This is a genomic window from Microbulbifer regidiadema (SeqCode) (assembly GCF_052466995.1).
Map to the genome: position 1 here is coordinate 2,664,508 of NZ_CP174297.1, position 25,157 is coordinate 2,689,664.

The 25,157-nt window shown below is 50.2% G+C and carries 17 protein-coding genes; 13 read left to right on the forward strand and 4 right to left on the reverse strand.

Annotated elements, in window-relative coordinates; genetic code table 11:
- Positions 1–372: 372 nt before the first annotated feature.
- Together ACJJIK_RS11635 and ACJJIK_RS11640 are read right to left on the reverse strand one after the other, a co-directional pair.
- Positions 373–849 (reverse strand): Lrp/AsnC family transcriptional regulator, encoded by a 477-nt coding sequence (locus tag ACJJIK_RS11635; protein ID WP_444928462.1) that lies wholly within the window; start codon positions 847–849, stop codon positions 373–375.
- 139 nt (positions 850–988) lie between these two features.
- Positions 989–2,188: a pyridoxal phosphate-dependent aminotransferase gene (locus tag ACJJIK_RS11640; RefSeq protein ID WP_444942827.1), complete on the reverse strand. Its 1,200-nt coding sequence runs from the start codon at positions 2,186–2,188 to the stop codon at positions 989–991.
- 1,239 nt (positions 2,189–3,427) lie between these two features.
- Here ACJJIK_RS11640 and ACJJIK_RS11645 point away from each other — a divergent pair.
- The 4 genes from ACJJIK_RS11645 (at position 3,428) to ACJJIK_RS11660 (ending at position 12,748) form a co-directional block, all read left to right on the forward strand.
- Positions 3,428–6,403 carry a DUF2339 domain-containing protein gene (locus ACJJIK_RS11645; protein ID WP_444942828.1) on the forward strand — a complete coding sequence of 992 codons (2,976 nt, stop codon included), beginning with the start codon at positions 3,428–3,430 and terminating at the stop codon, positions 6,401–6,403.
- Positions 6,404–6,553: 150 nt separating this feature from the next.
- Positions 6,554–9,742, forward strand: a complete 3,189-nt coding sequence (locus ACJJIK_RS11650) for a DEAD/DEAH box helicase (protein ID WP_444928465.1) — start codon at positions 6,554–6,556, stop codon at positions 9,740–9,742.
- An 818-nt stretch (positions 9,743–10,560) separates the two neighbouring features.
- Positions 10,561–11,448 (forward strand): hypothetical protein, encoded by an 888-nt coding sequence (locus ACJJIK_RS11655; protein WP_444928466.1) that lies wholly within the window; start codon positions 10,561–10,563, stop codon positions 11,446–11,448.
- A 37-nt stretch (positions 11,449–11,485) separates the two neighbouring features.
- The gene (locus ACJJIK_RS11660; protein ID WP_444928467.1) at positions 11,486–12,748 is read left to right on the forward strand and encodes a hypothetical protein; all 1,263 of its coding nucleotides are present in this window, start codon (positions 11,486–11,488) and stop codon (positions 12,746–12,748) included.
- A 594-nt stretch (positions 12,749–13,342) separates the two neighbouring features.
- On the opposite strand, the gene ACJJIK_RS11665 is transcribed toward ACJJIK_RS11660, so the two are convergent.
- Entirely contained in the window at positions 13,343–13,729 is a 387-nt protein-coding gene (locus ACJJIK_RS11665) for a hypothetical protein (RefSeq protein WP_444942829.1), read from the reverse strand.
- A gap of 45 nt (positions 13,730–13,774) precedes the next feature.
- On the reverse strand, positions 13,775–16,003 hold the full coding sequence (locus ACJJIK_RS11670; RefSeq protein ID WP_444942830.1) for a hypothetical protein: 2,229 nt from the start codon (positions 16,001–16,003) through the stop codon (positions 13,775–13,777).
- Between the two features lie 1,137 nt (positions 16,004–17,140).
- On the opposite strand from ACJJIK_RS11670, the gene ACJJIK_RS11675 reads away from it, so the two are divergent.
- From ACJJIK_RS11675 to mnhG, 9 genes are all read left to right on the forward strand, one after another.
- Positions 17,141–17,878, forward strand: a complete 738-nt coding sequence (locus ACJJIK_RS11675; RefSeq protein WP_444942831.1) for an OmpW/AlkL family protein — start codon at positions 17,141–17,143, stop codon at positions 17,876–17,878.
- A gap of 348 nt (positions 17,879–18,226) precedes the next feature.
- Positions 18,227–19,198 (forward strand): glutathione S-transferase family protein, encoded by a 972-nt coding sequence (locus tag ACJJIK_RS11680; protein ID WP_444942832.1) that lies wholly within the window; start codon positions 18,227–18,229, stop codon positions 19,196–19,198.
- 219 nt (positions 19,199–19,417) lie between these two features.
- A complete protein-coding gene (gene mbhE, locus ACJJIK_RS11685) occupies positions 19,418–21,703 on the forward strand; it encodes a hydrogen gas-evolving membrane-bound hydrogenase subunit E (RefSeq protein ID WP_444942833.1) in 2,286 nt (761 codons plus the stop codon).
- Positions 21,700–22,119, forward strand: coding sequence for a Na+/H+ antiporter subunit B (locus ACJJIK_RS11690; RefSeq protein ID WP_444928475.1), 420 nt, complete (start codon positions 21,700–21,702; stop codon positions 22,117–22,119). Before mbhE ends, ACJJIK_RS11690 begins: the two co-directional genes overlap by 4 nt.
- Before the next feature lies 1 nt (position 22,120).
- A complete protein-coding gene (locus ACJJIK_RS11695; protein WP_444928476.1) occupies positions 22,121–22,495 on the forward strand; it encodes a Na+/H+ antiporter subunit C in 375 nt (124 codons plus the stop codon).
- Positions 22,492–23,997, forward strand: a complete 1,506-nt coding sequence (locus ACJJIK_RS11700) for a Na+/H+ antiporter subunit D (RefSeq protein ID WP_444942834.1) — start codon at positions 22,492–22,494, stop codon at positions 23,995–23,997. The genes ACJJIK_RS11695 and ACJJIK_RS11700 overlap by 4 nt, the downstream gene beginning before the upstream one ends.
- 21 nt (positions 23,998–24,018) lie before the next feature.
- Positions 24,019–24,492: a Na+/H+ antiporter subunit E gene (locus ACJJIK_RS11705; RefSeq protein ID WP_444928478.1), complete on the forward strand. Its 474-nt coding sequence runs from the start codon at positions 24,019–24,021 to the stop codon at positions 24,490–24,492.
- Positions 24,492–24,830, forward strand: a complete 339-nt coding sequence (locus ACJJIK_RS11710; protein WP_444928479.1) for a cation:proton antiporter — start codon at positions 24,492–24,494, stop codon at positions 24,828–24,830. The genes ACJJIK_RS11705 and ACJJIK_RS11710 overlap by 1 nt, the downstream gene beginning before the upstream one ends.
- On the forward strand, positions 24,814–25,155 hold the full coding sequence (mnhG, locus tag ACJJIK_RS11715; protein ID WP_444928480.1) for a monovalent cation/H(+) antiporter subunit G: 342 nt from the start codon (positions 24,814–24,816) through the stop codon (positions 25,153–25,155). The genes ACJJIK_RS11710 and mnhG overlap by 17 nt, the downstream gene beginning before the upstream one ends.
- Positions 25,156–25,157 lie beyond the last annotated feature (2 nt).

Sequence of the window (25,157 nt, forward strand, 5' to 3'; positions counted from 1 at the left end):
TATCTCTCTAGCGAAAATACTATTAATCGGCAGCCCCGGCCCATCCAGCCAAGAACTGTGCTTTTAGGCGCCATATCACGGTAAAGCCACTGCGATATTGTATCCTGCTCGCCTCCGCCCCAAGTAGCACTGGGGCAAACCAATCCACCCAGTCGGCTACCCAGCTCCTAATCGAGTGATTGCATAGGGGGCGCTAATCACTTTTTGTTCAGCTGCGAAATAGGCCTGAACCGGGTTTTTCAGCGAGAGCGCGGGCACTATTGTTTGCCGAAGTGTGACAGATTGGGGCAGCCGTGCGGGCCGGAGGGGGGATAGACTGAAAGCGGAGGCTTTCACCGGCACCCGAGCTAGCGGGCACCGGTTAATTTTGTATCAGTCCTGAAACAGGAGTTCCAGGGGATAGCCGGTAAAAGGCTTGGTTTTTTCAATCACCAGATGTGAGGTCATACGGGAGATAGCCGCGTCTTCATTGGCCAGCAACTGCTCTGAGACCCGATTAAAATCTGCCGCATCCGGGCAGACAAAGTGCAGCATATAATCGAACTCACCAGACATCTTTACGCAGGAAACGATCTGTGGGATATCGCTAATAATGCGTCGGAAATTCTCGCTGGTACGGGCGTCCTGCCGCTTTAGCGCGACGTTTACGTAAAACTCTGCATGTCGCACTTTATCCAGGTTGATTTCGGCGAAGAACTCACGGATATAGCGCTCGCTGGTCAGGCGCTTGACCCGGGCCAGGCAGGCACTTTCCGATAATCCAATTTTTTCACTCAAATTCAGGTTACTAGTACGCGCGTTCGATTGCAGAGCCTGCAAAATACGCAAATTATGCCGGTCAATTTTCACGGAGCTGTTTTCTTTTGAATCTGAAAGGGGGCAAGGATAGCGGTATTCGCCGGTGGCATAAACATTACAGCCACCGGCGCGGGAAACTTGTCGTCAGCTCAACAGTAAATTGAGCGACAACCAGAGTCCCAGCAAAGGCCTAACCGGCCTGGCGGTTACCACTGGTGACGAACTGCTCTATGCGATCCAGGGCGCGCGACAACTCAGCTTCATTAGCAGCCAAGGTCAGGCGGACATGATTCACGGAGCTACTGCCGAATGGGGCGCCGGGCAGTACGGAGACGCGCTCGGCATCCAACAGGGCCTCGGCAAAAGTTTGGCCGGAGCTGGAGACTTTGGAGACATCAACCATAACAAACATCCCCGCTTCCGGGCTGTAGCAGCTCAGGCCCGGTATTTGCCCGATTCTCTCGACAATCAGATCACGGCGCCGCTGGTAGGCATCCCGCATCTGTTTTACAAAGTAGCTATCAAACTCCAGGGCAAAGGCCGCCGCCTCCTGAATAAACTGCGGGCAACCAAAGATAGTCGCCCCAGCAAAAGCGATCAGGCGGTCCACCAGGGGGCCGCGGGCCACTGCCCAACCCAGGCGCCAACCGCTCATAGCGTGAGATTTGGATAGGCCATCGACCACCACAATATTGTCCAGGGATTCCGCCGCCGTGCGCAGGGAGGTGTGGCGGCGGGTAAAGGTGATCATTGAGTAGACTTCATCGCACACCAGCCAGATATTGCGCTCGCGGCAATAGGCCGCCAATTCGCGCAGCTGCTCCGGCGTAGCCATAGCACCGGTGGGGTTTACCGGCGTATTGATCATCACGACTTTGGTCTGCTCACTGATAGAGGCTTTAATGGCCTCGACATCAAAAGCAAAGTTCGTCTCAGCTGGGCAAGTCACCCGCTTTACCGACAGCCGCAATGCATCGCAGATGGGGACATAGCCGATATACATCGGCTCGGGAATCACGATCTCTTCACCGGGATTTAGCAGGCAGGCGAGCACGGCATAGATAGCATTGGTTCCACCGGGGAAGACAACGACATCGTCTGGATTACAGGGGTGCGGGGAAACCTTGCTCTCGATATCCGCGATGGCCCTGCGCAGCATCGGTTCCCCTGCGGCGGGGGAGTAATGAGTGCGTCCCACCCCCAGGCGGGCGCGGGCAAAGTCGAGGATCGGTTCGGGGGTGTCAAAGTTGGGATCACCCACGCAGAGGAAGATCACATCCTCCCCTTTATCCGCGAGTTCATGCGCGCGATCACTCACAGCCCAAACATTTGCGTCCTCGCCATTCAAAGCCTCACTTTGCAAGCTGAACCTGGGGGTAAAATTTGTCACGTTCTTCACTATTTAGCAGCCATTTATAGGGGCTAAGGTAACAACCATCGGAGTAATCGATACCGCTATATGACCGTCAATTTCGCATTAGTGAGGAGTTTTCCCGGGGATTACCGCAGATAATGCGGGGGTAGCGCTGTGCAAGTGATTCGCGACTCAAAATAGGCATTTGGTTCCAAAAGTAGAAAGCGGCAGGTTAAAAATTGGGCGCCAGCAGAGCGCGGGCAGCGAGTACAGCGCGGCGACGTCTTGTACCGGAAAGCCTCCCCCCACAACCCTGCAATTGAGCAGGCTTAATCAGCACCTGAGCGGACCTATAGGTCAAACTTAAAAATAATATACGGCCAACTGTGCGCGGATATCTATTACGGCTGCAACAAGCCCCCTCTGTGCACGCTGCGCCTGACCGGCACTGAGCCTCAGTACAACACGCCTTTTCGCTGCCGCCATCCAAAAGCCTTTTACTCAGGGAGTTTCTTAATAATTTCGTAATATCTCTGCATCTGGGCCGATTTTGCTATTCAAAAGTAACCGCCGCCGGCGTTGCCGTAAAACAGGCTAATTATTATTTCTGAATCACGAATTAAAAATCACACACAAGATAAGTAATTACTGACTTTGCTTTTACTCTATTTCTCATTTGCGGAAATCAGCACTGATATATCCCAGCCACAAAACCGGGGCTTATTAATTCCATAGAAAAAAGGTTACTGCCAGTTACCTTTTTCAGAAAACTAATTACCTACTCGCTCTTGATCAAATAAAATTAGAAAAAAAGAAAGGATATCCTGCGCCTGGCAGCGGGATACGGTATCTATTAAATGAGTACGAAGATGTATTCACCGCACGCTGTGTATTTTTTCCTTCTACCCTGTAGTAACTAATAACGCTATTGAGTAGAGAAGAAAGTAAGCAGCCAACTTTCCCCCAGCCATACTTGACCACCAATTTATAAATAGCAAAGCATACTGAGAGCAAGTACAGAGATAAAAGCTGTCAGAGTTTATTTGGCAGGCATTAATATCGGGATAAAATCGACAAAATAGCCCAGTATGCCACTAGAAATACTAAAAAGGAAAGGGAAAGAACTATCGTATAAGGTGTGAATACCGTTTACGAGCTCGCCTAGGTGTATTCACGGCCTATATCAGATGCCGTGAATTCTCTTCTTCTGACCGGGTAGCACTTGCCCCAAGAGATCGCTCAAGGTAGCCTCAAGAAAAATACTTCGAGCAAGTTATGGAAAGTGAACTGCAATCACTTCGTATGGAGCTGGCCCTGCTGGAGCGGGACAACCGCCGCCGCCTAGAAATATTCGAACAGCGCTTATCGGCACTAGAGGCACAGATACAGCAGGACACAACCGGCCAATCCGCAGCCCCAGTTCCTGTCGCGGAGGAGCCTGAAGATGAGCTGACCCAGCTAGCCGGTTCCCAGGCTACAGAGCAGACGACGCCCCCGACAATAACGCCACCCCACCCACAGAGAACCCCAGCTGCACTGCGCCTGGGGGCGTGGATTGAACAGGCACTGCCAAGTCTGTTAGACCCGCTTCTGCAACCGGTTAGCCGGGTATGGGACTCCCTGATAAGCTTCTACCGCCATTACCACAGCCAGGGTAAGGCCCCGGTCTTTTTTATGACCGCTGCCGGTATCCTGGCGCTAGTGTTTGGTTTCACCTACCTACTACAGTTCTCGTTCAATACTTACCTGGGCCCCACCGGCAAAGTTATCCTGGGCTTTTTGGTAGCTGCGGCAACTACTGTCGGTGGTGTGGTCTTCAGACGGCGTATGCCGCATATGGCAGATTATGGCTCCGGGCTGATCGCACTGGGGGTGATTTTGCTCTACTTGTGTGGCTATTTTGCCGGGCCTTACTATCAGTTGGTCCCCATCCCTATCGGTGTAGGGCTGCTGGTTGTCACTACAGGGCTATCCTATTTACTCGCCCTGCTCTTTGAAACCCGGGTTGTGTCGATGGTGACCCTGCTGGGCGGGGCCTGCATGCCACTGGTTGCCAACCATTTTGATCCATCCGCAGTTATCTATCTCAGCTACCTATTGGTACTCGCATTCGCCATGCTGCACTTGTCCAAGCTGATCCGCTGGCGGCAGTTGGCCCTGGTTACCATGGCACTCAGCGCGGGGATGCTTGAGTTTTCAATTGCCAGACTCGATGAAGCCGCCTCTCCCTGGAGTCTGCTGCTGATACTGCATGGTTTCTTCTATGGATTTGCTCACTACATTTTAGCCGGATTGAGTGACAGGGAATTGGATAAGAGGCGCCTCGGGATGCTGGTAGCAAACCTGGTGCTATTTATTCATATCAGCTGGTCCCTGGCACCCAGTGCCAATGCACTGGGCATCCTGTGGCTGCTCAATCTTATCCCCTGGGCAGTACTCGCAATCTATACATCCCAGCTATTTGGCTACCGCAGCAATGGTGATTCTGCCCGCAGCGTTCTCGCAATGGCATTACTCCATAGCGGCCTATTGGCGGGCCTGGCTTTTCTGGCCCTTTGCAGCCCGGAGTTCCTCGGCGGCGTATGGTGCCTTGAGGGGCTTATGCTGGTTTATCTCGGCGCGCACTTCGGTTTTATCAGCGTGCGCTCTGAGGGCTATATCGCTCTTGCACTTGCGGGGATAACCTTATTTTTTCAGGCCCTGGCCTGGGTGGCGGAAAGCCTGGTGCCCGCCCCAGTGCTCCTATCCCTAGAGCCCGACGCCGGCTGGATAAACTGGCTTACCCTCTGCGCTGCCGCCTTTGCCCTCACCCGGTTGCTGCGCTATAGCGCTGAAAAGCTCACGCCCCGAGAGCACTATTTCACCCGGGTTTCAGACCACGCTTTTGCCCTGCTGTTATCGGCTAGCTTTTTGCTGTCGGTAGGTATTATCTGGCCGGAAGGCATGTGGCTGCTGGCACCACTGCCAATGGTATTCCTGATCTGGCGCGGCCAGCGCATCAATTCGAGACTGAGCGAGTGGTTCGGGCTCTGGCATTACCTGCTGTTATTTATTCCCCTACTGGCCAGTGCAGCGGTGGTGGGCAACCTGCATTTCTACGATCAAATACCCTACGGTAAAATCGCCAGTATCGAAGCATTCCTGGGGCTTTGGCTGATCGCAGAGCTGTACCACCACCTGGATATACGCTCTCCTGGGCGGGAGCTGGCTCTGAAACTACGCAAACTGTTCTATGCCTTGCTGCCAGTCATTGCCCTGCCCACCATACTGTATAAAGCCAGTGACTACTTCACTATGGCCCTGTGGCTCTCAAGCGCTATTGCCCTATTTCTCTACACCCAGCTCAGAATGGCACATCTGAAGCTCGAGCTGCGTATTCTGCTTGCCAGTGCCAGTCTTGTCGCTATCGGCGGTTGCCTCCTGCGGGAATTCGGCGACTGGCAAGGTATGGCGATGGGGGGACTGCTGCTGGGTATCGGCAGTTTTATCGGGTTTTTATCCCTCGGTCAGGGCCTGAAACGACACCCCAGCGGTAGAGACTGGCAGCAGGCAATCCACCGGGCCCTGAAACCGCTATTTCCGCTGGCCTTCTATTATTACGCAGCGGTATTACTGATTATCGGTTACGCCCTGAGCCGTGATTTTGCCCTGTCCTTGCTGCTAACCCAGTGCTACTTTGCCAGTTTATTTTTCTTTATGCCCAGGCTGGCACCACTGCGCAATCAGCTCACGCCGATCTATCTACTGACACTGTGCCTATTTGGATTGATCACTTTCGGTCAAATCATTGCTGTTATTAACCAATCTCACACCGCCCAGTGGGTTGGGGCCTATAACCTGTTCTCCCTGGGAATTGCGATACTACTGGTGTATTACAAATCCCTAGCCAGCAAAGCCGTTTGGCCCGGCAAGCGGATGACTAGTTTGTGGCTGGTACATATTGCCGCTGCGATTATTTATATCGCTCTACTGGCACAACTACTCGATACGATGTGGTTGCCAGCGGTATCTTTCGCCCTGGTGGCCCATGCAACCCTACTGCTATTCCAGAGCTTAAAGCCCGACACGCAACAGCTGCTGAAGCTGTCGCTGATTCTCTATGGCGTAGCGACATTAAAGATTGTGCTTTGGGATATGCAGGACTTCTCCCTGATACAAAAAATAGTTGTTTGTATGCTGGTGGGACTATGTATGCTGGGTGCAGCCTTTCAGTATCAACGCTTTTTAACAGGGAATAGGCCGACTATCTAGATAGTCGGCGGCCTGCTTCTCGATGCCATAAGTATAGATAGCCTCTGTTGAAATTAGCCGCTCAAATAGCTAAAAAAACGGGTACCATTAGCACCAGCCGTATTCGACGAGCCTCAATCGCCAGCCAGCAGTAATCGTATAGAACAAAAAATGAACATCCCAATAAGTTTTAGCAGCCTATCCAGCCAACTTCCCACCAATAGTTTAACCAGAGGTAAAAATTACTTCCGCAATGGCTATGTTGAGGAATTTATCGTTTCACCTAATGGTGAAACTATTAGCGGCAGGGTAACAGGCTCCTATGCCAGTCACTACGAACAGTATATAGAGATCAGTGAAAATCCTATTTCGGGGACATTGGAAATTGATGGCGAGTGCTCCTGCCCGGTAGGTTATAACTGTAAACATGTAGCTGCGGTCTTGATGGCGGCCGCTAGTGAACAACAAAATTCATCGAAAAGTGATAGCTGGGAACAATGGCAAAGAGGCATCGTGGAGCGGCCGCAAGAAGTTTTTCTCAGCGGCCCCTCAGCCCGGGATCTGCTATACACCCTGGATTGGGATGACGAATATACCCCGGCGCGCGTCAAGGTGAGCGTATATTCCGCTCGACGCCTTAAAAATGGCGGTTATGGCAAACCCCAGCGCGAGTATTTCCATATCAATAGCGGCCTCGCCACCTCCAAAATCGACCAAAAAATCTTTGGTCTTCAGCAGCTGCTGTCACAATCCAGCTTCAAAAAAACTATTTCCGGAGAGGAAGGTGCTCTCCTGTTGAACAACCTGCTGCACAGCCAGCGTTTTTTTAGCAATATCCACACGCTAAGCCCTATTCAGTGGGGCGAAGCCGTCGCCCTAGATCTCAGTTGGGATGAGACCCGAGACAATTCAAAATTAACTCTAGAAGCGCCCGAGCTCCCTGAAAGTTGGAATTTAATCCCCACCAATCCACCTTTCTATTATTCCCCACAAACAAACAGCATCGGCCCGATTACCACGCCTGTTGATGGTGAGGCTCTCAATGAGCTTAGCGCTATGCCAGCCATATCAAAAGATAAAATGGCCGATGCATTAACTTTCCTCAACCATCAATATGCTAGTAGTAACCTGCCCGCACCCAAGTCACTTCCGATCACCATAATTGACGATCCATTGCAGCCCTGCCTAGTCCTTAAATCCACTCCCGTACCGGAAGAGCATAGCAACCTATACACTGCCAGTTTCCATATCCAATATGGCCCACTCGTGATCAGTGCCGCAGAGCTTTTGGCGGAGAATTACGCAGAAAACAATATCTACACGCAGGGGGGCAAACTATATCAAGTCGAGCGGGATCTTGAGGATGAAGCCAAAGAGCTGCATGCGTTATTACATTGGCGCTGGAGCCTGGCGGCCGATGGCGCCGGGGAACCAACCCTATACTTCTCTGACGAGGGCGCAGGCCAAAGTGTTATAGAACGCTGGAACACATTTTTAACCAAGGGTATCCCGCAGCTTGAGGACGCGGGCTGGCTTATTGAGATCGACGATAACTTCTCTTTAACGGTCCACGAAATTGACGACTGGGACTGGCAAACTGAACCCGCCGACAACGACTGGTTTTCCCTCAGCGCCACAGTTGATATCGAGGGCCAAGCCATTCCCCTGCTCCCGCTACTGTTGCAATATTTGGAGCTGGGCTACAGCGCTGGCGACGACGAAGAAATACTGCTGCCTCTGGACGAGGGTCAATATATCCGTCTACCCACAGAACTATTCCACAACCTGTGTGCGGTTTTAGAAGAGTGGTACGACAGTGAATCCCAAAACCTCAAAGTGCCCAAGTTTGCGGTACCAGAAATACCGAATGCCGATTCCGCCTGGCAGAGCAATAAAGACCTAAAAGCGCTGGCGAAAAGCCTGCAAAAGGGACCACAAAGCGTCAAACCCCCCAGGGCACTTAGGGCACAGTTACGCCCCTATCAGCAGGCGGGCTTTGAGTGGCTGCAACACCTGCGCAAACTCAATATGAATGGTATTCTCGCCGATGATATGGGCCTCGGTAAAACCCTACAGGGGCTCGCACATATTCTTAAAGAGAAGGAGAGCCGGCGCTTAACCGACCCCGCCCTGGTGGTGGTGCCCACCAGTTTAGTCGGCAACTGGCTAAGCGAAGCCCAGCGCTTTGCTCCAACATTAAAATCACTGTTACTCCACGGCCCTGACCGGCATGAGAATTTCCCACTTATTCCCCAGTCAGATCTGGTGATAACCACCTACCCACTGATTGTACGGGACAGTGAGCTATTACAAGACTACAACTTTCACCTATTGGTTCTCGATGAAGCCCAGGTAATTAAAAACCCCAAATCCAAAGCGGCACAATTACTGCGCACCTTCAGCGCCACCCACAAGGTATGCCTGACCGGAACACCACTGGAAAACCACCTGGGCGAACTGTGGGCACTGTTTGACTACCTGATGCCCGGCTTTTTACACAGCCAAAAAAGATTTAACGGCCTTTACCGAACCCCCATTGAAAAACAGGCCAATGAAAATAAACAGCAAATTTTAAACCAGAGAATCACTCCATTTATTTTGCGCCGCACTAAACAGGAAGTTGCCACCGAACTGCCGCCAAAGACAGAAATCATTCAGCGGGTTAGCCTCGACTCTTCCCAAGCGGCACTGTATGAAACCGTGCGTTCGGTGATGGAGAAACGGGTTCGGGACCTGATGAAAAAGAAGGGACTCAATCGCTCTCATATCGAAATCTTGGATGCCCTACTGAAATTACGGCAAATCTGCTGTGATCCCGGGCTGGTTAAACTGGAGAAAGCGAAGAAAGTTAAGCAGTCGGCCAAACTGGAAGCACTGATGGATATGCTCCCAGAGATGGTGGAGGAAGGCCGCAAGATACTGGTATTCTCCCAATTTACCGAGATGCTCGGCAAAATTTCCAGCGCCTTGGATGAGCACGCAATCCCCTATGTCAAACTGACCGGGCGCACGCGCAAGCGCCAGGAAGCGATCGACGCTTTCCAAAATGGTGAAGTTCCCGTATTTCTGATCAGCCTGAAAGCCGGTGGCGTCGGCCTAAACCTCACCGCCGCTGATACCGTCATTCACTACGACCCCTGGTGGAATCCGGCGGTAGAAAACCAGGCAACCGACCGCGCATACCGCATCGGCCAGGACAAACCGGTGTTTGTGTATAAGTTAATCTGCGAAAATACCGTCGAGGAAAAAATCATCGATATGCAGGCGCACAAGCAGGCACTGGCAGATGCGATTTACAGTAAAGATGGAAAAAGTGCTGCCTTGGATTCGGAGCAGTGGTTGTCACTGTTTCAGGATTAAATCACTTGAGAGGGGCTCTAATAGAGCCCCTGGCTTCCTCGCGAAGCCAAGTGGTCCCAGGCCTCTTTACACCAGCGGAACCAACTGCACCGGCTATTGGAGCGAATGTGTTAGCGATAGGCTCCAACCCGTTTGATAGCTTTGGTTTTCTTGCCTAACACCATGCCCTCTTTGTTCAGTTAGCCTCCGCTGCCGAAATTGAGGGCCGTACCTCTCTAAAAGGACTACACCACTCAGATTGGCAAGCCTCTGGTGATTAGTAAACAGCCCTTAAAGCCTATATTACGCCTGTGAAAACTTAACGACTAAACCAATAAACTCAGCGCAGTGGAGGTTTGTAAAACCATGATCATAGCTTTCCATCTCAAGGCCAATAATAGAACACCTGAAAAATACCCTCCTAAATATTAGCCATATAATTTTAGCTTTATTTGGCTTCTACTAGAGCCACCCTTTCACCAGCACCAATCAAGCTCCATTAGAAAACAAATAACATATACCTACTTTATTCTCAAAGAAAAACAAATCTATGTTTTATTTTTATTCTTCTAAGACACGGATTACATTTCAGCACCAAGCAATTAAAAATGAAAGAAAAAAGGGTAAATGGTACTCACTTGTCAGATCTCAAGGAAACAACTCACTACAACCAGCCATTGACCATCGGGTCAAGAGCTTACTGTACGAACGTACCTCAAATGAAAACTTCTTCACTATAAAAACGCGAAATAGTTTGCACTTTCCAATATAGTCGACACTATAATAGCGCAGCCGAAATCCAGTAAGCGCTAGCGTTGTGGATAGGAACCACCAAGTCTATGTTTGAACGCCTCTTTGCCTCTAGAAAAAAACCCTTTGTACCCAATCGAGACAAACTTGAAACACTTTCTGCCAACTTATCTGGTAATCGCCTTAGTATCTCATTACCGCCTAATAGTGTTCCCGAGATTGATGACCAGTATTATGGCCCTCGCATCGATATCTATAACCGAGATGCCTATGACGATTTAAGCCGCGGCAAGTGGTATCAAGAGGGCAGAATGCCCGGCCAATCCATTATTAAGCGCAACTGGGGTTTTTATGGACCGCCCTGGATTTCCACCGAATATGGCCTCTTGACCCTATCGATACGGGTATATCGGGTAGATGATTTACCGGAAAGTATGACCTGCTTTAATCCGAGCCATTTAGAGCAGGTCATATTGAGAAACCTATATTTCCAATATGGTCCGGCAAATATTAATGCATGGCCCAGATTAACCCCGGTAAATTGGCAGGAAAAAACAATAAATGGCACTGACTGGCTATATTGTGAAGCCTACCGAAAGTGTAGCGACGCTGAAATCCTGGCAAATCCATTTAATGAAGCCATGTATAGCTCACAACTATACGCCCCGCTAGATGACCAATACTTTATTGACATTTACTTCAATGCCATTGGTTATGCTCCAGCTAACTATAGCATTAGCGCCATGAATCATTTAATGAGCGATATTTACTCAACCTTGAGTTTAGAGTTGAGCCCAGCTATGCAGCAGCGAAGGCGAGAGGTTCTGCAACAGCATCCAGATTCAAAATTTAGTGAAACCCGCAATCCAGAACCTTGGGTTTATCATGAATTCCGTGAAAACGATGAGGAAAATGGAGAAGATCCTTTTGTTATCGTTAAAAAGGGAACTCCACCACCAAGCTTCACACCCCAGTAAATTCTAGTATCCTATGACGCAGTAACAAGGAGATATTATGCCCGCCTTTAGAGCAGGTTGGACCAAAATAGTTGAGATGGCCCCTATGGGAATAAAGCGAGGCCGTGACGTCTATGTCAATAATGCTCACTACCCAATGTATGAAAAGGTAAAGTTGGAAGCAACTACCAATTACTATTCCTCAACACTAATGCGGGCACTCATTAGCCTCAACGCCGATACTGGTAGCAGCCAAAGCGCCAATGGTGCCGGAACTATCCGCTATTTGCGCCGCAACGGTATGGCTATAGAGTATTATATAGACAACGGCGATGTGCTGATCAATAAGCTCCATTTCGATAACGCTTTACATTCCGATACAGCAAGCCAGGGAACAGGCCTCTATGGTGTCAGAAATGTCGCTGATGAGTGGTCCACAGATAGAGCACCCAAGAAAAAAATGACGCTTGGGCACAAATGGAATGGCGCACACTATGCCGCTGTAAGTGGAAAATTTGCCTCAAATGATTCAGCGGGCAAAATGCTTATCAAGCATATTGAAAAGGCTTATGGTGGAAAAGAAGTACTCCCCAAAGATATTGCCAAAGTTGACAACCACTACTCCCTCTATTGGATTAGTAAAGGGGAGCACGGTGAATTATCCTCGATCGATGGGCTGACCTCCCTGATCCAACAGGCGGCCGATGCCCGCGAGTCGGTCAACTGGTTGATACATGGTGAGGGGGCCAAAACTTTTCAGCGTTCACTGGAAGTCTTACAAACTGCGCCCTCTTTAAGCCGTTTTGCGGCCAAAGATGAAGAGATTGTGCGCGGCTTACGTATGAAAATGGCGGGACAGAAAATTTTTCTATCCAACCCTGTTGGCGCAAGCCCCGACAAAATTGAAAAGCTCTGTGGTGTCGTTGGCCTCACTTATGTAGATAAAAATATCAACACCCGAAACTTCAAAACAACGGCTGCGTGGCGCAATTCCTGGTATGAAGTGGCTACCATCGGAGCAATGGCCACAGCTGCCGGGGCCGGCCCAACCGCGTTAAAGAAAAGTGGCTTTAGCGCACTACAAAAGCAAGCCGAACCCTTGATCGAGTCTATCGGCACGCTTATGGCTAATACAGAGCTTGGGCCTGCACTTAAAGTCGGTGGTACAGCCTTCGTTGCCTTTACCGTTGGAAAAACTCAATTCACCAAGTGGCGAGATAATTTCCGCGCAATCAGGGCGACTGCAAGCAGTACTTTTGGCCGTGGCAATGAGTATTGGTATGAGAGTGATGAAGATCTACTTGAACAAATGTCTGCGTAAAAAGCCTAATATTTTGTCAGTGGATTGGCGAAAAACACAGTACCAATAACAAGGGCCACAGGGGTAATTGATGGCGCCAACCGGATATTACCACCCTGGAGGATCTCACCGATGGCTGCCCCCCAGAGATCCTCACCGGCCCAGCCAGCGCACAGATCTATACAGCCACCTCTGGCCCGCCGATATAGCCGCTCAGTCTCCACAAAAAGCCAGTATTTCTTCCCGACCCTACCCAACACCGACAGAGCCTCACTCGATCACCTGATACTCTAAATGCACCTAAAAATCAAACCATATGGATATTCGGAAGAACACGGAATTAAAAAGCAATGTTTAAATTAGCCATATCAGCCGCAACAAAAGAACATACAGCAAGGGCAATAACACACTTCTTCTACATCTATTTTGTTTTATTTATTTTCCAAGGGGCTACCAAAGGAGATATCTTTGACTATAAATATCTATCCAGTATTGACAGCCCAAATCCTGATAAAATCCCCATAATCCTCATTTTTATTTTTATTTTTATACTAGCTTCCCGCCTGGTAAGAATGATTTATCGCACATGGCGTTTAGTCAAATCATCCAGTAAAATCATCGCAAGCTGCTCGGGAATAAACAGGCTCTGCAGGTCGTATTTTTTAAATCCCGCCGCTGAATAATCATCTGCAGGGTGCCGCCCCCCACAACCCCGTCGCCGAACAGGCCATCGCTATAGACCCAGCCACTTTTATACAGCGTCTTAGTCCTACCACCATCCCAAGGTGGATTATAGGAATTATCGTCGTAGATATTCATCCGCTCCACCCAGATATCATTAGGGAACATTCTCGTCTGAGGTGGATTTTTAAACTTGAGCTTGATCCCGGAAAGATCAATTTCATTCCAGGGGGCTTTCTCAAAATCCGGGCCGTAAAGATTTAGCTTGCTGGCCTGCCATGCGGCCGGCAGGTGCTTGTAAATGGGCGGCCACAGTAGCAATTTTTTAGCATCGTACAGTTTCTCTGCACAGACTTTGGGCCAGGTTTAGGCCCGCTGCTGTGCCAGTTTAGAGGCTTTACTTAAAGCCGCCTGACGCTGCCTTTCGGCATCTGGCGTCAGGGTAATATAAAGATTCTCAGTAAACTCCCGCACCGTTCTTTCCACCACCTCTGCAAAATTATTGTCATCCGCCAGGTGATGTACACCGCTGGCACTGGGCATATAGGAAAACTCGAGGAGATGCTCATCGGTAATAGCGGCAACCCATGTATATCTCTTCATTTCGAATGGCTGCCATATTGAAAAAGAATAACAAGTTAGACCCCGGTGTTCCGTTGGGTTCAGTTCTTCAACAGTTTTTGGGTACAACCAAATATCAACTTCCGGATTGTAGGGCTCCAGATAATCGCCTTCGCGCAGTTGCCTATTTCGTTCTCCGTAATCTTTCTCAAAGTCATCCAGTAAAATCACTGCCAACTGTTCGGGAATAAACAAGCTCTGTAAACCATATTTTTTTAAATCCCGCCGCTGAACAATCATCTGTAAGATACCGCCCCCAACAACGCCATCACCGGACAGGCCGTCAGTATAGACCCAGCCGCTCTTATATAGTGTCCTAGTCCTACCGCCATCCCAGGGAGGACTATAGGATTGATTTTTGTAGATAGCCATCTGCCGCACCCTGATATTATTGAGAAACATCTCGGTTTGCGATGGGTTTTTAAACTTAAGCTTTATTCCAGAAAGATTAAGTTCCTTCCAAGGCGCCCGTTCAAAGTCCGGGCCGTAAATATTTAGCTTACTGGCCTGCCAAGCGGTCGGTAAGCGTTTGTGAATGGACGGCCACAATAGCAGTTTTTTTATCACTGCACAGTCTCTCTGTACAGTCTTCCTGCACAACCTCTTAACCAATTCTAGGAATGATCCCCCCCTTGCACGATTCTCTGAACTTGCAAGAACATACAGCTCGATCGCGCTTTTAAAAGGGGACATATGGGGATTCAAGATAGGATCATTGGCGTAACTAGCCAGTATATTTCTTAACTCCAGAAATTTTTCTACTGCAACGGCAACAACGGTAGCAGCAGTAATGATAGCAAAGATAGCGACAATAACGACAACAACAACAGCAAGGACGCCAGAGCCCACAATCCAACCATCAAACTCAACCGTAAACATAAAAACAGCCGCAGCAGATGCTAATAATAGATATCCTATCACCGCTTCAACGGAACTTTGCGCATTCATTAAGGCCGTCATTGCGATTCCCTTATAATCACGGCCAAACTTCCTTATCTCTTTAGAAATACGTGGGTTAATCCGATTCAGAGGTTGACTACAGTCATGGGGATGGTATTTAAAGACTTCTTCATGAAGCTTTAAGCCCGCGCCCCACACCAATGGCAGCAAGGTTTGAAAATTGCCCTTGGGGGCAGCAAAGAATACCGTATGCTTGTCCAGTGTCTGCCCTCGCAAACGCCGTGAGGTCTGGCGAAATAAATGGCAGCCATCACCGTGAATCACCCACTGGGTAGTTCTTCCTTCCTTTTGCGCCGCCAACATCAGCCCATCCAACTTATTGGCACTCACTTCAAAAGAAACCTGGTTATGTTGTGCGGTCTTCCCGTGTTGGTCCCCGCTGTAGAGCGGACGCGGACTATAAAACAAACCAAATCCCTCGTCTTTAATCCCCTGACTGCTGCTGACATCCTTATAGGTCTCATTCACCATCTCCGGCATAATATCTCTGGCTGCGACTTCAGCATGTCGACAGTTCCCATTAATGGCCATATTGCTACGCCGGATTTGGGCTTGTTCTTTCCTATCTAGCACCCATTCATCCCTGGTCGCTTTATAATCAACATTATACAAACCCGGCGTTATATCCCCTTCAGCATGATCGATAAAATCAATACGGGTGATATATACAGCACTACGCCGGTTATCCACGCTGGTCTGAATAATCTTATAACCGATCTGCAAATTCTCAATAATATCGATATACTCAAAGGCATTACTGGTATTGTTACAGCTCTTCAAGCCACCGGTGGTGGCGCGCAGCTGCGCAAGGCGAGACATTACCACTGCCCCTTTGTAGCCACTTCTGGTAAGCCAACTGGCAAACTTCTCGGCGATGGCTGCAACAATATAAACCTTGCAGCCCTCTCTAGAGTCTGAGAGCAAGCAATAGCCCACTGAGTTATCTCCGACAGCCCTGAAACCATGCGCTTTCATTGCTGGATAAGCCGCTAACTGAGAACCCTCTACATTCATCCAAGAACCCCTCTCTTATATTTTAAAACAGGCCTGCCCAACCTCATTATCTATAAAAAATGGACAAAATCACATCCTGCAGATAACTTTTGAATATGAAGTTATTTATTTTCGCCTTGAAACAACAAAGGCAGACACAGTTGCACTAATATTTTTCAGCGACAGGAATAACAAACTAATTTTAGTTACTTGGTTTTCGCCAACATGGGAACATTTTGTCGATCCGTACCAACTAGCCGGCATGCAAAACTATTTATGGTGTAATCTACTCAATGGACCGTCATTATATAAAATCTATAAACATAGAGATAAAAAATACCTTTAACCTGAAAAAATAGACATTTCTATAGCTATTTTACATCTACACCTAGTTCGTCATACCACACCAGCCCCGCCCACCATATCGCAATCGCAAGCACCCACAGCCAAGGCCTATTTATTGGCACCCATGTTCCACCTCCCGAAAAATGACACAGAAATAGAAACAGCCACAAACAAAGAGTTGATAGCGCTATTAGAAGTCGTCAAATACTATTAAAAATAGTACAAAAGAATCTGATAGGTTGAAAACTGGAAAAGCTGGTGAGCCTTAAACCCACAGAGTAATTCAAAAGCAAAAATTCAGCTCGATAGAAATTTACGACAAACCACAAAGAATATTTAAGAAAACTAAGGCAATCGAATTACGTTTATAAGGATCGCCACCGGCCCTAGGGCGAGACAATAAAGACATCGTCATATTGACAGATGATTTCTAGGGTAGACGCCCTGTGAGCCGTATTATCTTAAGCCTATTATTCACCGACTCTCTAGCCCCTAGTATTCAGGATTATAAGTAGTGATATTTTCTACCTATCCAGAAAAGTACACACATTGGGTATCAAGTGCGGTGTATGCTCTTTCCTCTAAGTAAACAGTAAGTGAAAACCCACTGAATCACCCTATTACCCACACTTGAAACCAGGCACTTTTTCCCGGCTAACGCCTTGAAAGCACTATCAATAAAATATCGCGCCACAGCGCTTATTCACTACAAACACCTAGCCTCAAGACATCTACACTGGTAGTAGATTGCGGTATCCCTATCACTCACGGTTTACAACCCTACTTTTCTATCGCACCTGTGGAATGTTGGACATGAAAGGAATCAATCTGACAATCGCTTTTTGTACCGCCCTACTGCTCACCCATCCAGCCATGGCAGACTATAAAAAAGGCGACTTTATCGTTCGCGTCGGTGCCGCAGGGGTTGATCCCAACGATGATTCAAATCGCCTGCGCTTAAATGGCACTCCTTTAGACTACACCCAGGTTTATGTGGATAGCGGCTACTCCGTCAGTATCACCGGCACCTGGCTGTTCGCAGATCACTGGGGGCTGGAGCTGCTGGCAGCGGCACCTTTCCGCCACGACCTGGATGTGCGCGGCTTACCGGACCCGGATACCGGCGCGCCCCTGGGGCGGGTTTCACTGGGGGACACCAAACAGCTCCCTCCCACCCTGAGCCTGCAGTGGTATCCGGTATGCACCGAGTCCTGGGTACAACCCTATGTTGGCCTGGGTATTAACTACACCCATTTCTTCGACGAGGATATCAGCCATACGGCGCAAAATTATTTCGACACCGTACTCAACGCAGAGTCACAGGCAAAACTCAGCCTGAGTAACTCTTGGGGCCTGGGCGGTGAGGTCGGCGTGGATGTCGCTTTTGGGCGCGAGAGCCGCTGGCTCTTCAATGCGGCAATCTGGTACCTGAGTATCGATACCAAGGCAAAAATCCGCTTCCGCAACGAAGATAACGATTACACGCGTATCAATGTCGATGTCGATGTCGATCCCTGGGTTTACTCCGTAGGTATCGGCTATCACTTTTAATGGGCTGCTTATCTCACAGAGCCCAGGGCTAAACCTCTACTATTCGATTTTTTCGAAAGCTTTGAGCAAATTTAACCAATTTTCATTCTGGCGAGCCTCTGTAAACTGCCTGTTATCCACAGCCGCTGTCCGGCAGTAGCGATAAATCCCCAGTTTACAAGGCGACACAATGAATACGGCCACTTTATCCACACCTGTCAATATCTCCAGCGACGCCCGAGATTCTACCCCCTATAAATCTGGCGGCAATTAACCCTTGGCGCCAGATATTTCAATACGGACACTAAAAAACACACACTCAATCCAGCGGAAAGTTTACGTAAGGTAAGCGCTACTTAGGAGTAAGACATGGGATTGTTAATCGATGGCCAGTGGCACGACCAGTGGTATGACACTAAAGATTCAGGTGGCGCATTTAAGCGGGAAGCGGCGCAATTGCGCAACTGGATAACTGCCGATGGCAGCGCCGGCCCCAGCGGTGTCGGTGGCTTTAAGGCGGAGCCCGGGCGCTACCACTTGTACGTATCCCTGGCCTGCCCCTGGGCTCATCGCACCCTGATTTTTCGCAAATTGAAAAAGCTGGAAGCCCATATCAGCCTCTCTATTGTGAGCCCGGATATGCTCGATCAGGGCTGGAGCTTTAACTCCTGTAAGGGCGGCAGTGGCGACGCACTTTTCGGCTATGACTTTATGCATCAGGTTTATACCCGCAATAAAACCGATTACTCCGGGCGCGTCACTGTACCGGTACTGTGGGACAAGCAACAAGATTGTATCGTCAGTAACGAATCCGCCGAAATTATTCGTATGTTCAATAGCGCGTTCAATACCATTACCGGCGACACACAAGACTTTTTCCCCAAAGAGAAAAGAGCGGCAATTGAGAGCATCAATCAGTTAGTTTATGAAAACATTAATAACGGCGTCTATCGCAGCGGTTTCGCCACCACACAATCCGCTTATGAAGAGGCTTACCAAGATTTATTTGGCGCTCTGGATAAGGTAGAAGCACGCTTAGGCAAACAGCGCTACCTGGTAGGCGACAAGATTACCGAGGCCGACTGGCGCCTGTTCACCACGCTTATCCGCTTTGATTGCGTCTATCACGGTCATTTTAAATGCAACCGGCAACGCCTGGAGGATTTTCCCCATCTGCGCAATTATGTTCGCGAGCTATACCAGTGGCCCCAGGTGGCGGAAACAGTCAATTTCCACCATATCAAACGCCACTACTATTTCAGCCATAAATCCATCAATCCAACTCAGATAGTACCTGTAGGGCCGGCCATTGATTACAACAGCCCTCACAAGCGGGGATAAAAATACTTATCTTCTGCCCTGGGGCAACCTGACTGCACTGTAGTTCGGCCTGCCAATAGTGCAGCAACAAGATAAAGCAGAGGTCCCCTTAACACTCAGCTGAAAAAAACTAAAAATCATATAGCAATTTTATCCAATCACTAAGATAGAAAATTTACCCTAAACTATTAAGCCGCTAACGCTTGCAATCAAGCTATCCATTTTATTTGGAATAACCTAATGGAATCAGCTAGCGACAACGAAAGTCGCGATACAGAGGGAGAAACGCCAGGCAGAGTGATTGCTCTGCTTGCGCCGATTCCTCCGGCCATGATTGCCCTGGCACTGCTCTATCACCTGCCGGATATTTCCGCCGGCAGAGAACTTTCCTTTGGCTGTAGCTGGGTCCCCCAACTGGGGGTATCTTTGCGCTTTTATATCGATGGACTGAGCTTCTTATTTGCCCTATTAATCAGTGGCATCGGCTTTTTTATCACCATTTATGCAGCGGAGTATTTGCGCGGCAATCCCCTGTTGCGGCGTTTTTTCTTCTACCTGTATCTCTTTATGATCGGCATGCTGGGTTTGGTCTTGGCATCCGATCTGATCACTTTATTTGTGTTTTGGGAGATTACGACACTTGCCAGCTATCTCCTGATCGGCTTCAATCACACCAGCGCTGTGGCCCGGCGCTCAGCATTGCAGGCTCTTCTGGTGACCGCGCTGGGGGGGCTGTGCCTTCTCACCGCCTTCCTGCTATTGGGGCAGGTTGTCGGCAGCTATGACCTGGAGGTGCTGCTCAGCAAGGCGCAACAGGTTAAATCCAGCTCACTGTACCTACCTATTCTGCTACTGGTGCTTGTCGGGGCATTTTCCAAATCGGCACAGTTGCCATTCCACTTTTGGCTGCCCAATGCCATGGCGGCCCCCACACCGGTCAGTGCCTACCTGCACTCTGCCACCATGGTTAAGGCGGGTATTTATCTGCTCGCCCGCTTGCACCCGGTACTGGCACACACCGACTATTGGGAGTGGATTTTAACCTGCACCGGTATCGCCACCGCCGCTGTGGCGGCCGTGGCCGCTCTGCGTCAGACGGATCTAAAACTGGCCCTCGCCTACACCACGGTTATCGCTCTGGGCACGATTACCATGTTCCTGGGCTCCGATGCTTCAGCGGCCGTCGCTGCGGCTATTACTTTTTTACTGGTGCACTCTTTCTACAAAGCCGCGCTGTTTATGGTGGTGGGTATTATCGATCGGCAGACCGGTAGCCGGGATTTAACCCAGCTGCGCGGCCTGGCCAAACTGCTGCCTTTGACATTTGTTGCAGCTCTGGCCTCCGCACTGTCCATGGCTGGGTTTCCACCGTTTCTGGGTTTTATCGGCAAAGAATTGAAATATGAGGGTGCATTGGCGGTGGCTTCAGAGCCGGCTCTGGTGGGTACTGCGGCCATCTTTGCCAATGCGGTGACCGTGACCGTGGCCGGTATGGTGGCCATCAAACCCTTCTTTGGCCCAGCCCCCGGCGATACCAGCCGTATTCAGCGGGCGCCGCCCGGCCTGTGGATAAGTCCGCTGGTCTTGAGCGCCTTTGGCCTGACCTTTGGTTTGGCGCCGGATCTGCTCGGTGGTGGACTGGTGGAACCTGCGCTGACGGCAATACTCGGGCTGCCGGAAACTATCGATCTGAAACTCTGGCACGGCATTAATATTCCGCTACTGATGAGCATCCTTACCTTTGTGCTCGGGGTCATTATGTATCTCAACCTCAAGCGTATTCGCACCTGGTTGGATTGGGACTTTAGCTATGCCCCCACCAGTGCCGATTTACTCTGGGATAAATCATTGGCACTGCTCAAATCTTTTGCCGCACTGCAAACACGCCTATTGCAACACGGCATTATGCGGCGCTATCTCAGTGTTATTTTTATTACCCTCTCACTGGCCCTAATTTATGCCTTTATACATACAAAACACTTCTCCCTGGAGCTTACCCAGCCGAACCTAAATCTCAAGGAGTGGGCCGCCATACTACTCACTATTGGCGGCACCTTTGCCGCCGGCATTGCCCGCAGGCCATTGACTGCTATCTGTGCGCTCGGTGCTTTAGGTGTTGGTATCGCATTAATTTACCTGTTTTTTGGCGCACCGGATGTGGCGATTACTCAAATTCTGGTGGAAACCCTGTATCTGGTGTTAATTGCCGCGATACTCCCGCGCCTGCCGGTATTTAGCCCCGATAAAAAAGTGGGCTTTCGCCCCAGAGATGCCCTGCTGGGTAGCGCCGTTGGTATTTTATTTACCCTGAGCATTTTGGTGGTTCTGCAAACTCCCTTCGAGAGCCCGGTAAGCGAGTATTACAAGGCGGCGGCAGTACCGGAAGCCCATGGCCGCAATATCGTCAATGTGATTCTGGTGGACTTTCGCGCACTGGATACCTTCGGGGAAATCATTGTGGTATTTACCGCAGCTATTGCTGCGGTGATTTTACTCGGTCACCATTTAAAACGGGGCAAGCAGTGAATTCTATTATTCTACAAACGGCTACCCGGGTGCTGGTAGCGCTGATTTTACTCTTTTCCGTTTATATGCTGTTGCGCGGACACAATTATCCGGGCGGGGGATTTATTGCCGGATTAATTGCCGCCTCTGCCTTTGCCTTATTTGCTATCGCCTGGGGCGTGGAAGCGGCGCAGAGCGCTTTGCGCGTAGCGCCCGGGACACTGGCCGCCTGCGGTGTGGCTATCGCCGGGCTCTCCGGGTTAATGGCATTATTTTATGGGGATGGACCCTTTTCCGGGCAGTGGTTTACCCTGTTCGGGAGCAAGACAACGGGCGGAATTGTTATCAGCAATGTTTTATTTTTTGATATTGGTGTCTACCTGACTGTACTCGGAGCCGTACTCACTCTGATTTTTGCCCTGGAAGAGGCCTGCTGATATGGAAGCGCCCCTCGCCGTTGTCGTCGGTATTCTACTCGCTACTGGCGTATACCTTATGCTGGCCCGCCACCTGCTGCACTATCTATTTGGTCTGGTGCTGATCAGCAATGCCGCCAACTTGACAATTTTTATCGCCGGGCGCTTAACGCGCGCCTCCCCGCCACTGGTGCCCAAAGGAGAGGAGGCCCCGCAAATTATTGTCGCCAATCCCCTGCCCCAGGCCCTGATCCTCACCGCCATCGTGATTGGCTTTGGCCTGCTGGCCTTTGCCCTGGCCCTAATCGCGCAGGCTTACCGCGAGCTGGGCACACTGGATGTGGACAGTATGCGCATTGCCGAACCAGTACCGACCAAGAGGAAACAAGCCCCTTGAGCTGGTTATTGGCCCTGCCATTTTTAATTCCCATTACCACGGCATTACTCGCCTTTGCCGCTCGCGGCCGTCGCTATCTCAGCGCTGCCATTTCCATATTGGGATGTCTCGCCGCACTGTGCACCAGTATTGTTATCCTGGTTTGGGTGGAGCTTCACGGTCCCCAGGCCGGGCAGATGGGAGACTGGCAGGCCCCCTATGGCATCACCTTGGTCGCCGATCGGCTCAGTGCGATCATGCTGCTGATCAGCGCTATTGTCGGCCTGTGTGTCGCACTCTTTGCAGTTTCAGATATCGATGAGAAGCGGGTTAAGTTGGGCTTTCACAGTTTTTTTCAGCTGTTATTGGCCGGTGTCTGCGGCAGCTTTATCACCGGCGATATCTTCAATCTGTATGTGTGGTTTGAGGTCATGCTGATTGCCTCTTTTGCCCTGCTGGTGCTGGGAGGGGAGAAGATACAGCTGGATGGCGGGATTAAATATGTGGCGTTAAATCTGGTGTCCACACTGTTGATGCTGACCTCTATCGGCTTGCTCTATGGCCTCACCGGCACCCTGAATATGGCGCAGCTGCATATTTCCCTGGCCGAGGTACAAAACCCCGTCGCTATTGCCACATTGGCGGTTATATTTATCTGTGCCTTTGGCATCAAGGCGGCAATATTCCCCCTGTTCTTTTGGCTGCCGGCCTCATACCATGCGCCACCGGTGGCGGTAACCGCTGTATTTGCCGGCCTCTTAACCAAAGTCGGGGTCTACGCGCTGATTCGCACCTTTACTTTAATTTTCCCCAATGACTTGGAATTTACCCGGAATATTTTATTGGGAGCAGCATTACTCACCATGCTGACCGGGGTGCTGGGCGCGGCGGCACAGTATGAGTTTCGCAAGATACTGGCATTTCATATTATCAGTCAGATTGGATTTCTGATTTTAGGGCTGGCACTCAACAGCCCTTTGGCGCTGGCTGGTTCTGTTTTCTATATGATCCACAATATTGTGGCAAAAACGAATTTATTCCTGATCAGTGGTACCGCCCAGCGCCTCACCGGCAGCTATGAACTCAATGAAATCGGAGGTCTATATCGCGCCAGTCCACTCCTCTCTGCACTCTTTTTTATTGCTGCATTTAGCCTGGCCGGATTCCCACCGCTGTCTGGGTTCTGGGCAAAGCTACTGCTGGTCAAGGCGAGTCTGGATCAGGCCGCCTATATCGTCGCCGCTGTGGCACTGATTACCGGGGCGCTGACCTTATTTTCCATGAGCAAAATATGGGCGGAGGCCTTCTGGAAAGCGCACCCCCGGGAACAGTGCAAGAATTTGTACAGCCTCAGTGGCGCAGAGCGCTTACAGCGGCTGCTGCCTGTCGCACTCCTCGCACTGATCACCTTGGCTCTGGGGTTCCTACCCGAGCCTTTTATTGAGTACTCCCTGGGGGCCGCCGGGGAACTATTACAACCGGATGATTACCTTAACGCCGTATTGCCCGACAACACGCCCTAAAAACGGGGGGAGTAAATAGAGATGCGTGCTTTTTTATTAAATTTACTGCTCGCGATCAGTTGGTCCGCCCTCACTGGCAATGCGTCCATGACAAATTTTTTCTTTGGCTTTCTAATCGGTTTTTTGGCCCTGCGGGTCTCCCCCAGGCTGCCCGGTTCGCAAAGCTATTTTGCCCGCCTGCCACGCCTGGCCCGGCTGTGCTTTTTCTTCCTCGAGGAGCTGGTTTTATCCAGCCTGCGCGCTGCCTACGAGGTATTCTCGCCGCGCTTGCAAAGCAAACCCCTTATCGTGCGACTGCCGATCGAGAAACTGGATAAAAACCAGATTTTTATTCTCACCAACTTAATTTCCCTGACACCGGGCACTATGGTATTGGATGTCACCCCCAATAATGATGCCTTAATCGTACACACCATGTTTGTCAGTGACCCCGATGCCTTCCGCCGGGAAATTAGCGAGGGGTTTGCCCGGCGAGTGAAGGAGGCGGTATCCTGATGTTTCTCACAATTATCGATATTCACTCCCCCCTGGTCGCAGCGGCAATCAATATTGCCTCCTTGCTGCTACTGTTGGCCCTGGTGATGTGCTTCCTGCGTATCGCACTGGGCCCCACACTCGCCGACAGGGTGGTGGCTCTGGATGTTCTCAATATTCTCGCGGTGGCTTACTGCGCACTACTGGCCATCGCCTCGGGGCAGCCGGTCTACCTGGACGCCGCTATCGCCCTGGCCCTGGTGGCCTTCTTGGTGAGTGTGGCCTTTGCCCGCTTTATTGAGAAAAGTGGCTCACGCACAGTAACTCACGCGCATAAAGATCATGATGACATTGGATGAGATTTTTATCGCCCTGATCATTCTGGTGGGCAGCTTTTTTGGCTTCAGTGCCGCTTTGGGCTTACTGCGAATGCCGGATTTTTACACTCGTATGAGTACATCGGGAAAGGGCGCCACGGTGTGCTGTGGCTTATTGTTGGCGGGTGTGGCAATTCTTTTTAGCGACGCGCAGGTAACCGCCAGGGCTATCGCGGCTATTTTATTTTTACTACTCACAGTGCCAATCGGTGTACATATGATTGCCCGGGCAGCTTACCGGGCCGGCACCCCCATGTGGCGGGGTACCGGTTCCAAGTTCAAGAGTCCGACGCGCGATATTCAGTAGCG